The organism is Kribbella sp. NPDC004138, assembly GCF_053603655.1.
On record NZ_JBSGFZ010000030.1, the window covers coordinates 92,023 to 104,230 of the forward strand.

General features: G+C 71.2%; 11 protein-coding genes. 6 read left to right on the top strand and 5 right to left on the bottom strand.

What is annotated here, in order from left to right; translation table 11 throughout:
• Positions 1 to 10: 10 nt before the first annotated feature.
• Positions 11 to 847 (top strand): MerR family transcriptional regulator, encoded by an 837-nt coding sequence (locus tag ACWEOO_RS34955; protein WP_452146699.1) that lies wholly within the window; start codon positions 11 to 13, stop codon positions 845 to 847.
• Here ACWEOO_RS34955 and ACWEOO_RS34960 read toward each other — a convergent pair.
• Both ACWEOO_RS34960 and ACWEOO_RS34965 read right to left on the bottom strand, forming a co-directional pair.
• Entirely contained in the window at positions 800 to 3,358 is a 2,559-nt protein-coding gene (locus ACWEOO_RS34960; RefSeq protein ID WP_452146700.1) for a cation-translocating P-type ATPase, read from the bottom strand. The two genes, ACWEOO_RS34955 and ACWEOO_RS34960, sit on opposite strands and share 48 nt — an antisense overlap.
• Positions 3,359 to 3,459: 101 nt before the next feature.
• The gene (locus tag ACWEOO_RS34965) at positions 3,460 to 3,717 is read right to left on the bottom strand and encodes a metal-sensitive transcriptional regulator (protein ID WP_355691135.1); all 258 of its coding nucleotides are present in this window, start codon (positions 3,715 to 3,717) and stop codon (positions 3,460 to 3,462) included.
• Positions 3,718 to 3,827: 110 nt separating this feature from the next.
• Here ACWEOO_RS34965 and ACWEOO_RS34970 point away from each other — a divergent pair, with 110 nt between their 5' ends.
• The 3 genes from ACWEOO_RS34970 (at position 3,828) to ACWEOO_RS34980 (ending at position 6,189) form a co-directional block, all read left to right on the top strand.
• Positions 3,828 to 5,234 carry an MBL fold metallo-hydrolase gene (locus ACWEOO_RS34970; RefSeq protein ID WP_452146701.1) on the top strand — a complete coding sequence of 469 codons (1,407 nt, stop codon included), beginning with the start codon at positions 3,828 to 3,830 and terminating at the stop codon, positions 5,232 to 5,234.
• Positions 5,235 to 5,261: 27 nt separating this feature from the next.
• A complete protein-coding gene (locus ACWEOO_RS34975) occupies positions 5,262 to 5,429 on the top strand; it encodes a hypothetical protein (protein ID WP_452146702.1) in 168 nt (55 codons plus the stop codon).
• A gap of 160 nt (positions 5,430 to 5,589) precedes the next feature.
• Positions 5,590 to 6,189: a CBS domain-containing protein gene (locus ACWEOO_RS34980; RefSeq protein ID WP_359928798.1), complete on the top strand. Its 600-nt coding sequence runs from the start codon at positions 5,590 to 5,592 to the stop codon at positions 6,187 to 6,189.
• A gap of 14 nt (positions 6,190 to 6,203) precedes the next feature.
• Here ACWEOO_RS34980 and ACWEOO_RS34985 read toward each other — a convergent pair whose 3' ends face one another.
• The 3 genes from ACWEOO_RS34985 to ACWEOO_RS34995 are packed head-to-tail and all read right to left on the bottom strand — an operon-like array spanning position 6,204 to position 8,592.
• A complete protein-coding gene (locus ACWEOO_RS34985) occupies positions 6,204 to 7,340 on the bottom strand; it encodes an acyltransferase family protein (RefSeq protein ID WP_452146703.1) in 1,137 nt (378 codons plus the stop codon).
• A 5-nt stretch (positions 7,341 to 7,345) separates the two neighbouring features.
• Positions 7,346 to 8,224, bottom strand: coding sequence for a universal stress protein (locus tag ACWEOO_RS34990; RefSeq protein WP_452146704.1), 879 nt, complete (start codon positions 8,222 to 8,224; stop codon positions 7,346 to 7,348).
• Complete coding sequence (locus tag ACWEOO_RS34995) at positions 8,221 to 8,592, bottom strand: VOC family protein (RefSeq protein ID WP_452146705.1); 372 nt, start codon at positions 8,590 to 8,592, stop codon at positions 8,221 to 8,223. The genes ACWEOO_RS34990 and ACWEOO_RS34995 overlap by 4 nt, the downstream gene beginning before the upstream one ends.
• A 424-nt stretch (positions 8,593 to 9,016) precedes the next feature.
• Between ACWEOO_RS34995 and ACWEOO_RS35000 the strand changes: the two genes are divergently transcribed.
• Together ACWEOO_RS35000 and ACWEOO_RS35005 are read left to right on the top strand one after the other, a co-directional pair.
• Positions 9,017 to 9,769 carry an SDR family NAD(P)-dependent oxidoreductase gene (locus ACWEOO_RS35000; protein ID WP_452146706.1) on the top strand — a complete coding sequence of 251 codons (753 nt, stop codon included), beginning with the start codon at positions 9,017 to 9,019 and terminating at the stop codon, positions 9,767 to 9,769.
• Between the two features lie 29 nt (positions 9,770 to 9,798).
• Positions 9,799 to 12,192, top strand: a complete 2,394-nt coding sequence (locus ACWEOO_RS35005; protein WP_452146707.1) for a glycoside hydrolase family 65 protein — start codon at positions 9,799 to 9,801, stop codon at positions 12,190 to 12,192.
• Positions 12,193 to 12,208 lie beyond the last annotated feature (16 nt).

Consider the following 12,208-nt stretch of genomic DNA (forward strand, 5'->3'; position numbering starts at 1 on the left):
GCTGTGACGCATGCTCACGATCAGCCGGCTCGCGGCGTACGCCGGGGTGACGGTGCGGGCGGTCCGGCACTATCACAAGATCGGGCTGCTGCCGGAGCCCGGCCGTGACCGGTCCGGGTACCGCTCCTACGACGCTGCCGCGGTCGTCCGCCTGATCCGGATCCGCACGCTGGCCGATGCCGGCGTACCGCTGGCGCGGGTGCAGGAGCTCCTCGACGCCGCCCCGGACGAGTTCTCCGGCGGCGTCGAGGAGATCGACAAGGAGCTGCGCGCCGAGGTCCGGCGGCTGCAGGACACCCGCAAGCGTCTGGCCAAACTCGCCGCCGGCGACCAGCTGGCCCTGCCGCAGAGCGTCGTCGACTACCTCGACCGGCTGCGCGGTCTCGGCATGAAGGAGCAGTACGTCGAGATGGAGCGGGACGCCTGGATCATGGTCGCGGCCCAGGTCCCGGACCAGATCGACGCGGTGATCGTCAAGAAGCACGAGGCGTTGCAGCATCCCGAGATGCTGAAGCTCTACCGCATCGTGAACGAGGCCCTCGACTGGCCCCTGGACGACCCACGGATCGTGCAGATCGTCGACATCCTGGAGCGCATCATGGTCGCCGCCGTCCAGGCCGGTGAGACCGGTTCGTACGGACTCGACGACAACCTGGTCACGCTGATGGACACCGCCGTCCTCGAGGCTTCCCCCGGCGCGGAACGGGTGCTGGCGATGCTGGAAGAGCGAGGCTGGAAAGGCTGGACCCGCATCGAACGCATCCCGGCCGGCAGAGTCGACGAGCTGAGCCCCCGACCGTCATCGACGCCGGCGGACCAGCTTGGCGGCACTGTCGACGAGCAATAGGACCAGCGCGCCGGCCGCAGCGAACAGCCAGCCCTGGTACGACGGCCAGCCGCCGCCCAACAGGTGCGCGACCGGCGGTACGCCGAGGAACACCATCAGCAGGCCGAGCTCGACGACGAGCGCGAGCAGGAGCGGCCTGTTCGTCGTGGGGCCGATCTCCACGATCGTGCTGCGCTCGCTCCGGCAGGCGAGCGCGTTCGCCATCTGCATCATGACGATCACCGCGAACGCCGTACCGGAGGCGACCGCGAGCGCGGCCGCCGCCGGCTCGGTCCCGAAGGTCCATCCGTGGCCGCGCAGGACGAGCAGGAAGGCCGACATCGCCCCCACGGCCTCCGTCATCCCCAGCACCCCGAACGCCCGGATCAGCAGACCGCGATCCACCAGCCGGCGATGCCGCGCCGGGCCGTCGAGCACCCGCGGGCCGGGGTGCTCGACGCCGAGCGCGAGCGCGGGCAGCACGTCGGTCCCGATGTCCAGCGCGAGCACCTGCAGTACGCCGATCGCCAGCGGCACCGAGCCGCCGGACAGCGCCCAGGCCACGAACGGCGCCAGCTCGGCGACGTTGTCGGCCAGGTGGTAGGTCAGGAAACGCCGGACGTTCGAGAAGGTGGCGCGGCCCAGCCGGATCGCGGTCACGATGCCCGCGAAGTGGTCGTCGAGCAGCACCAGGTCGGCCGCCGCGCGGGCCACGTCGCTGCCCGAGGCCCCCATCGCGACGCCGACGTCGGCCTCCCGGAGCGCCGGTGCGTCGTTGACGCCGTCCCCGGTCATCGCGACGACATGCCCGCGGGCCCGCAGCGCCCGGGCGATCCGCAACTTGTCGGCGGGTGTCACTCTGGCGACCACGACGCCGTCGTCGCGGTCGAGCAGTTCGCCGAGCGGCCCGTCGTCGGCGGGCAGTTGCTCACCCGAGACCACGAGCCCGCCGGGCCCGAGCAGGCCGACCTCGCGCGCGATCACTTCCGCGGTCGCCGCGTGGTCACCGGTGACGACCGCGATCCGGACCCCGGCCTGCCGGCAGGTGGTCAGCGCGGTGTGGACGTCCGGTCGTGGCGGGTCCTCGAGGCCGAGCACGGCCAGCAGGTCGAGCGCGTCCGGCCGCAGGTCCAGGTCGCCGTCGCGAACGAGCACCCCGGACGCTTCCGCCACCGCGAGCACCCGCCGGCCCTGACCGGCCAGGTCGCCGACTGCCGACGCGGCGGCGCCGTTCGTGCGGCAGTACGGCAGCAGCGCGTCCGGCGCGCCGATCACCATCGTGTTGCCATCGGCAACCACAGCGCTGTACCGCGTCTCGCTGGTGAAGGTGACCCGGTGCGTGATCGTCTCCGGAGGCACCGGCGCCACCCCGAGGCGCCGCGCGAGGACGTCCAGCGCGACCTCCATCGGATCCCCTTCCGCGGCCCACCCGTTCTTCGACCGCACCGCGCGGCCGCGAACACAGGCGACGGCCGACCGGGCGGCCCGCGCGGCCGCGTCGATCGCGGCTGGACCGCCGTCGGCCGAGCCGTCCGGGTCGTAGCCGTCACCGTGCATCACCACGGATCCGTGCGGCGTCCAGACGTCGAGGACCTCCATCTGGTTCAACGTCAGCGTCCCGGTCTTGTCGGTGCAGACGAACGTCGTGGCGCCGAGCGTTTCGACCGCGTCCAGCCGCCGTACGAGCGCGTTGCCGTGCGCCATCCGCTGCGCGCCACGTGCCAGCGACAGCGTGACGGTCGGCAGCAGGCCCTCGGGGACGAGCGCCACCATCACTCCGACCCCGAACAGGAACGCCTTGGTGGCGCTCAGACCCAGCACGAGGGATACCGCCGTCAACGAGGCGCCGACGGTCACGGCGATGACCGCAATCACCCGGATCAGTCGGTGCAGCTCGATCGTCAGCGGACTGGGGCGCCGTACCGCGCTCTCGGTCAGTGACTGGATCCCGGCCAGCCGGGTCCGGCCGGCCACCGCGGTCACCACCGCTTCGGCTTCGCCCTGCACGACGAACGTTCCGGCGTACACCTGGTCGCCGCTGCCCGGGCGGACCGGGACCGATTCACCGGTGAGCATCGACTCGTCCACGGCCAGGGCGTGCACCGTGACCAGGCGCAGATCGGCCGACACCCGGGCTCCGGCGCCGAGCAGGACCAGGTCGTCACGGACCAGTTGGGTCGCGTCGACGGACCTGACCTCGCCGTCGCGGATCACCTGCGCCCGGACCGGCAGCAGGTCACGCAGCCGCTCGGCGGCGCGGTCGGCGCGGTACTCCTGGGCGAACGCGAAGACACCGTTCAGGACGATGATCACGACGATCGCGATCGCCAGCGGCGCCAGCCCACCGGCCAGGGCGAGCGCGGCCGCCACCCACAACATCACCGCGAACAGATGCGTCAGCTGACCGGCGAGCAGTTTCCAGGCCGCCGTACGACGGGGTGCGGGCAACTCGTTCGGACCGTCGGCGGCGAGCCTTCGCGCCGCCTCCGCAACCGGCAAGCCGCGGACAGGCGATGTCTCCACACCAGGCATGGCCACCTCCCCCACGAGCGTCCGGCTCGTGGCGCCGCCGTAGCAGGGGCCAACGGCCCGACATCGGGGCCGGACGGCCCACGGCCGCGTGAAGCCGGAGGTCAGGCCAGGGCGAGGAAGAGCTTCTCCATCTTGGCCACGTCGACGTCGCTGTCCTCGTCGGTCAGGCAGCGCTGCAGGCCGGTCGCGACGACGGCATAGCCGGCGCGGGACAGCGCCTTGTTGACAGCGGCGAGCTGGGTGAGGACCGCTTCACAGTCCGCCCCCTCCTCCATCATCCGGATCACACTGCCCAGGTGGCCGTGGGCGCGCTTCATCCGCGCGATGACAGGTTTGATCTCGGCGGCCTCGAGCTCCATCGGTGCTCCTTCTCCCAGCGTCGGAGTTCTCAGTCTACATCCCCCCGGGGGGATGTGTTACGGTGGCGGCAGATCCCCCTAGGGGGATGCGAGCCGGGAAAGGATCCTCGATGTCAGACACCGCCGCCGACCAGCAGCACGCCGCATCGCTCCCTGGCGTGACCGTTCGGGTGATCGACACCGCGTCGCTGGGCGACCGCAGCTACCTCGTGCACGACGGCACGGTGGCGTTCGTCGTCGACCCGCAGCGCGACATCGACCGCGTCCTCGACCTGCTCGACGCCGACGGTGTCCGGCTGACCCACGTCTTCGAGACCCACATCCACAACGACTACGTCACCGGCGGCTTCGCACTGGCCGCGGCGACCGGCGCGACGTACCTGGTCAACGCCGACGACCAGGTCAGCTTCGACCGCACCCCGATCCACGACGGCGACACCATCGACATCGGCGCCCGGATGCGGGTCCGGGCGATCCACACACCAGGACACACCTTCACCCACCTGTCCTACGCACTCAGCCACGGCGACGAGCCGCTCGCGGTGTTCACGGGCGGCTCACTGCTGTACGGCGCCACCGGGCGACCCGACCTGCTCGGCCCGGAACACACCGACGCCCTGGTCCGGCACCAGCACGCCTCGGCCCACAAGCTCGCCGGCGACCTGCCCGACACGGCCGGCGTCTACCCCACCCACGGGTTCGGTTCGTTCTGCTCCGCGACCCAGTCCGAGGCCACCGAATCCACCATCGGGCAGGAGAAACGCGCCAACCCCGTCCTGACCCAGAACGAACAGGACTACGTACGTGATCTGCTGGCCGGGCTCGGCGCCTGGCCCGCGTACTACGTGCACATGGCACCCGCCAACGCCGCCGGCCCCGGCGCACCCGACCTCTCCCTGCCCAAGCGGGCCGACGCCGCCGAACTGCGGCGCCGGATCGACGCGGGCGAATGGGTCGTCGACCTGCGCACCCGCACCGCATTCGCCGCCGGGCACGCACCCGGCACACTGAACTTCGGGCTCGACGGCTCGTTCACGACCTACCTGGGCTGGCTGATCGAGTGGGGCACCCCACTCACCCTGCTCGGCCAGACCGCCGCCGACGTCGCCCAAGCCCAGCGCGAACTCGTCCGCATCGGCATCGACCGCCCCGCCGCGCATGCGACCGGCGGACCGCGGGACTGGACGCCCGACGTCCCGGTGTCGTTCCCGACGGCGACCTTCGCCGACCTCGAGCAGGTCCGCCACCACCGCGACGTCGTCGTCCTCGACGTCCGCCGCGCCGAGGAACACCACTCCGCCCGAATCCAGGACGCGGTCAACATCCCCATCCACGAACTCGTACGGCGACTGGCCGAGGTCCCGCCCGGCGAGGTGTGGGTGCACTGCGCCGCCGGTTACCGCGCCTCCATCGCCGCCTCGATCCTCGACGCCGCCGGACGCAAACTCGTCGCCGTCGACGACCAGTTCGAGAACGCGGCCAAGGCCGGCCTGCACCTCGTCGGGCCAGACGCCTGACGTATTACTCACCCCGAAGGAGAACCCATGTGCCGACCCGTCAACTGCAAGACCTGCGCCAAGACGACCTGGGCAGGCTGCGGCCAGCACGTCGCCCAGGTGAAGGCGATGGTCCCCGCCGATCAGTGGTGCCCCGGCCACCCCAAGGCCGAGCGCAGCGGCGGCAGCTGGCTCGGCAGACTCCTCGGCCGCTGACCGGACAGAACGCTGACCGGACAGAGCGCAGACCTCCGGTTCGGCCGGCCGTCATCCAGGGTCGTCGTACCTCGCGCGGCGGGACCTCTCGCCCTACTGGTGCGCCACAGTGCGGGGGACGCTGGGCGCAAGATCTGGTGGACGGAGGAAGGTGAGGGCGATGCTGATCCGGGAGCTGATGACCAAGGAGGTCGTCGCCGTGGCGCCGGAGACCCCGATCTCGTCGGCGCTGCAGCTCATGGACGAGGCGAAGATCACCGCGCTGCCGGTGCTCGACCGGCACGGTGCGCTGGTCGGGATCGTGAGCGAGGCCGACCTGGTCGAGGAGGAGAACCTGATCAGCGACCGCGTCCCGGTCACCGTCGTACGGTTGCCCGGCCCGACGCCGCCGCGCCGGGTCGCCGAGGTCATGACGTACCTGGTCGTGACGGTGCGGCCCGACGAGGAGCTCGAGGCGGCGATCGACCTGATGCGCTCGACGATGGTCAAGAGCCTGCCGGTGGTCGAGCACGACCGGGTGGTCGGGATGATCAGCCGCAGTGACGTGGTCCACCTGCTCGCCGGTCGCGACCGCCGCGTTCAGGCCGAGGTGACCGAGCTGCTGCAGCCGGAAGGCCCGGACTGGCAGGTCCAGGTGCAGGACGGCATCGTCACCGTGATCGGTCCGAGCGACCCCCGCGAACGCCACCTCGCCGAAGTCCTCGCCGGCACGGTCCGCGGTGTCATCGGCGTACAAGTCAGCCGCCTGAGCACTCTCTGACGGGAGCCCCGCGGTCAGAGGATCCGTGAAACGCCCGGCACCTTCTTGATCAGGAGCCAGGCAGCGCCGAACGAGGCGCCGATACCGCCGACGGCGACTATCGGCGCCTTGACCTCGGCGGGGAGGTCGACAGGGCGCAGAACCACGGCGAGCGCGAGCAGGAAGACGGTCTGGAACATGAAGGCCGCGTAGGCGCTCCGGCTCAGCGCCGGGCCCCACCGATACTGCCGAGCCAGCCGGTGCTGGGCCACGCTCAACAGCCACACCGAGCCGAAGACGGTCAGGATCGCCTCGACGACCGCGAAGAGTCCCCCGAGCCAGTGCAGGCCCCCGAGCACCTCCTCGACGGCGTCCAGTGCGCCGGCGAGAAGCAGTAGCGCCGCCATCGCGCCGGCCGCGAGCAAAGTCACCACCCGGGACCGTCGAGCTATGTCTGCCGGGACCACTTCGCGCCAGCCCTCCCGCGAGCCGGCGATGCCCAGCGCGAACACCGCGACGCAGGCCGGCCACTCCCACAGGTTCAGGTCGGAGAAGCCGCTCTCCGAGCCGTACGGGTAGACCAGCCGGACGGCGAACGACAGCGGCGCGACGACGAGCACAGTCAGCGCCAGAGTCTTCAGCGTGATCCCTCGGGCGGCGCGGTGTGCGCTCCCCCGACGGCGCCAGACGGCGTACCCGAGCGAGTAGATCAGCAGCACACCGACGAACCACAACGGTCCGGTGTCGACCTGCCGCTCCGCCCCGAGATACTCGTCCCAGAAGGAACCTGGCGCGTGGCCCAGCGGATGCGCGACCGCGTACACGAGACTCGGCTGCACCACGAAGACGTAGACGACGAACGGTACGCCGAGGCGCAGCAACCGGTCGGTGACGAACCGCCGCGCGCCCTTGCGGTCGTACGACGGCGGTGTCAGCAGCCCCGCCACCAGGAAGAGCAACGCGATCAGGAAGAACCCGAACGGACTCACCGGCACGAGCAAGGTCATCTCGACCGCCACGTTCAGCGTCACCTCACGCAGCTCGGAGTACGTCCACGCCTCGACGATCCCCGCGTACCCGAGGACCGCGTGGAGCGCGATGATCACGGCGATCAGGACGACCTTGAGGTTGTCCAGATAGACCAGGCGCGTCGGGGACCGGTGGTCGAGCACCTCCTCTAGTGCGGCCTTTCGTGCTGATGGACGAACGCGGCCGGGCAGGGTGTGTGGAGCAGGATGCCGTGGGCGGTTCCGCCCGGCAGGATCGCTCGGACGCGGCCGTGCACACGCCCGCCCACAACCAGCAGCTGGGCACCGGCCTCGGTGGCGGCATCGGTCAGGGCGGCGACCGGCTGACCGCGTCTGAGCTCCGTCCGGAACGTGGCGCCGGGGTGCTCGCCGCGGCACCGGCCGAGGATCTCGTCCACGCGCCGGTTGTGGTGGATCCGCGCGATCTCGGCCGCCGGCAGCACCGCCGTTTCGTCGCGGGTGGACGTCCTGGGGACGTCCCAGACGTGCACCAGACGGATCGGAGCGTCCCGTTCGGCGGCGAACCGGACGGCGAAGTCGACAGCCGCCGCGCAGCGATCGAGCCGGTCCACGCCGACCACGACCGGCGCCTGCGGGTCACCGGGCCGCCACTTCGGCGGTACGACGACCACCGCGGTCTCGGACTCGTGTGCCGCGGCCTCGGCCGTGGACCCGATCAGCAACCGGCTGAGGACGCCGTGGCCGTGCCGCCCGACCACGAGCATCCGGTCGCGGCCCGCGGCACCCGCCAACGTGTGCGCCGGCGGGCCGGACAGCACCAGGCCGGTGTGCAGTCCCGGACGGTCGTGATGGTCGAGATACGCACAGACCTCGCGGACCAGAGCGTTGGCCGCGGCGTCGGCGCCGGGGAAGTCGAAGTACGCCCCGAGCGGTGGGCGGTCGTCGATCACGTGCAACGCGCGGATCGGGGCCGCGGTCAGCTCCGACTCGTGCAACGCCCAGTCCACAGCGCCGTTGTCGGCCCAGCTCCCGTCCACGCCCACCGCGATCGTGGCCCGGCGCTTCATGACGCCGCGGCCTCGGCCTGCTGATGAAGCAAACCGATGATGTTGCCGTCCGGATCCGCGAACATCGCGAACTCGCCGATGCCCGGGATCACAGTCGGCGTGACCACCGTCTTGGCCCCGAGTGCGGCGGCGCGGTCGAGCATCGCCCGCAGGTCGTCGACCGCGACGTACACGGTCACGTACGGCGGCATGTCGCCGCTGGTCTGCAGCAGGCCGCCGCCGACCCCGGCCCCGTGCGCACCCGCCGGCACCAGCGCGTACTCCGGTCCGGCCGGCTGCGGATTCCAGCCGAACAGCTCACCGTAGAACGCCGTCATCCGCGCGAGATCGCGACCGCCGATCTCGAAGTGAATCACCGGATTCGTCATCGAACCCACCCCCAACAGCGCCAAGCCGGTCGGGCGCCGTGCGGCCGGTGAGGTGGCGGTCGCACGGCGCCCGGTGGTTGGAGCGGCGCGCCCCTGAACCCGCTCTCCGACACGTTGTTCGCTGCCCGTCGGACAGGCCGAACAAGACGAGGAGGATCCGGTTCCCTGGTGGTCCGAAGCCTCGGCGTCCGTTGCGGTGATCCGCTCGCGGGACCGGGGCTCCGCCGGGTCCTCCTCGCCACTTCCAGTGCACTGCGGGCACCGGGTCCGTCGAAGGGCCGAAGGTCCCGACCGGCCCGGGACCTTCGCCCCCAAGCCGTGCGACAGGGACCTATGTCCCGGCTTCGGGGTCCAACGGACCTGCCCGCGCGGCCGGCCCGTTGCGAGCCTGAAGTCGTAGGAGCTACCGGAAGGGACCGATGACATGGGCAGGCTTGATGATCGGGTCGCGCTGGTGACCGGTGCGGCGAGCGGCATCGGCGAGGTGACCGCCTGGCGGCTCGCGGCCGAAGGTGCGGCAGTGCTGCTCACCGATATCGCGGTGGATGCCGGCGAGGCCGTGGCCGAAGGCCTGCGGGACTCCGGGGCACGGGCCCGGTTCGCCCGCCACGACGTCGCGAGTGAAGCCGACTGGCAGGCCGTCTGCGAGCTCGCCGCCGAGGCGTTCGGCGGGATCGACATCCTCGTCAACAACGCCGGTATGGGCGATCTGGCGACGATCGAGGAGACGACGCTCAAGGACTGGCAGCACACCATCGACGTCGACCAGACCGGTGTCTTCCTCGGGATGCGCACCGCCGCGCCGTACCTGAAGGCGTCCGGCCACGCGTCGGTGATCAACATCAGCTCGATCTTCGGCACCAGCGGCGGCTTCGGTACGTCGCCGGCGTACCACGCGGCGAAGGGCGCGGTCCGGACCCTCACCAAGAACGCCGCGCTGCACTGGGCGACCGACGGCATCCGGGTCAACTCGATCCATCCGGGGTTCATCGACACCCCGATCCTGGACTCGGCCCGGAACACGCCGTTCTGGGACGTGATGACCCAACTGACGCCGATGGGACGTCTCGGCCGGCCGGAGGAGGTCGCGGCGGGTGTCGCCTACCTGGCCAGCGACGACGCGTCGTTCGTCACCGGCCTCGAGCTGTACATCGACGGCGGTTACGTGGCCCGCTGATGGTCGTGCGCGGACGTGACACGGGCGCCGTGACCGACTGGGTCCTGGCGTTCGGCGGCTACGACCCGGCCGACGAGCGCCGCCGGGAGGCGCTGTGCACCGCCGGGAACGGGTACTTCGCCACCCGCGGGGCGTGGGCGGGATCGGTGGCCGGCGACCATCACTACCCCGGGACGTACCTGGCCGGGTACTACAACCGCCTGACGGACACGATCGGCGACATCGCCATCGAGAACGAGAGCCTCGTCAACCTGCCCGACTGGTTGCCGCTCACGTTCGCCGCCGACGACGGCGCCTGGTGGACGCCCGACACCACCGAGGTGCTCGACCACGATCTGGAAGTGAACGTCGCCCGCGGGGTGGTGACTCGCCGGTTCCGGCTGCGGGACCCGGCCGGGCGCGAGATCCGTGGCGTCGAACGCCGCTTCGTCAGCATGGCCGACCCGCACCTGGCCGGGCAGACGCTCGCTGTCACCGCGGTGAACTGGTCGGGCCGGCTCCGGATCGGATCCGCAGTGCATGGCAACGTCACGAACGCCGGCGTCGAGAGATACCGCAAGCTGGCCGCGAGGCACCTGACCCGCGTCGCGCCGGTGGTTGCTGACGGCAACCTCATCGTGACGGCTGCGACGACCCAGTCACGGCACCGGATCTGCGTCGGCAGCCGGGTCGCCGCTGCCCGGAACGGCTCGGTCCTGGACGGGTGGACCACCCGCACCGACGACACCTCGGCGTACGCCGAACTCACGGTCGCGGTGACGCCTGGCGACACGGTCGGCGCCGAGAAGATCGCGGCGATCCACGGCTCGCGCGACGTCGGCATCTCCGAACCGCAACTGGCCACCGAGCTCGCACTGCAGAGTGCGCCGTGTCTCGGTGACCTCCTCGAACGTCACGTGCTGGCCTGGTCGCAGCTGTGGCGGCGCTTCAGCGTGGAGCTCGAGGAGGCGTACGACGGGACACTGGCCGCGCTCCGGCTGAACATCTTCCACCTGCTGCAGACCCTGTCCCCGCACAGCCCGGACAGCGACGCCGGCGTACCGGCTCGTGGTCTGCACGGCGAGGCGTACCGCGGACATGTCTTCTGGGACGAGCTCTTCGTCTTCCCGGTCCTCACGCTCCGGCTGCCGGAATTGACCCGTGCACTCCTGCTCTACCGTTGCCGACGGCTACCCGCGGCCCGGCTCGCGGCGCGGCAGATCGGGCTCCAGGGCGCGATGTTCCCGTGGCAGTCCGCCTCCGACGGGCGCGAGGAGAGCCAGCGTGTGCACCTCAACCCGCTCTCCGGCCACTGGACCGACGACGTGTCGTTCCGGCAGCGGCACGTCGGCCTGGCCGTCGCTTACTCGATGTGGCAGTACGTCGAGACCACCGGCGACACGGATTTCCTGTCCGATCACGCCGCCGAGGTCATCGTCGAGGTCGCCCGCTTCTTCGCGGCGCTCGCCGAGTACGACGCGGGCCGGGACCGCTACGTGATCCGCGGCGTGATGGGTCCCGACGAGTTCCACACCGCGCACCCGGGTCACGCCGAACCCGGCATCGACAACAACGCCTACACCAACGTCATGGCCGTCTGGCTGTTCGGCGTCGCCGCCCGTGCGCTTGACCTGCTCCCGGCCTGGCGACGGACCGAGCTGATCGAGTCGCTCGGCCTGCGGCAGGAGGAACGCAACCGCTGGGACGAGCTCACCCGCCGCATGTTCGTGCCCTTCCACGACGGTGTCATCAGCCAGTTCGAAGGCTACGAACAGCTCACCGAACTCGACTGGCCGCAGTACCGGGACCGGTACGGCGACATCCGGCGCCTCGACCGGATCCTCGAAGCCGAGGGACGCGACGTGACGACGTACCAGGTCTCCAAGCAGGCCGATGTGCTGATGTTGCTGTATCTGCTCCCCCGGCGTGACCTGCGCGCCCTGATGGAGCGGCTCGGGTACCCGTTCACCGCCGAGATCGTCCGGAACACTGTCGAGTACTACCTCGCCCGGACCTGCCATGGCTCGTCGCTGAGCGCCGTCGTGCACGCGTGGGGGCTCGCCGCGCTCGATCCCGATCGCGCCCTCGCGTTCCTCGAGCAGGCCCTGCACAGCGACGCCGGCGAAGCACTCCGCACCGGCACCACCGCCGAGGGCGTGCACCTCGCGGCGATGGCCGGAGCCGCGGACCTCGTCCAGCGCTGCTTCACCGGACTCACCACGACCGGCGGCGTCCTGCGCTTCCGCCCGCATTGGCCCGCCAGACTCGGCGCACTCGAGATGGTGCTGCGCTACCGCGGGCACCGCACGACGGTCACGATCACGAGCACGACCGTCGCCGTCACGATCGACCCCGGGCCGGGGCCGGCCGTCGCCGTCCGCTGCTTCGGGCGGACGCGGCAGCTCAAGCCCGGCGACAGCCACCGCTGGACCCTCCCCGCGTGAAGCGCCCGAAAGGCCT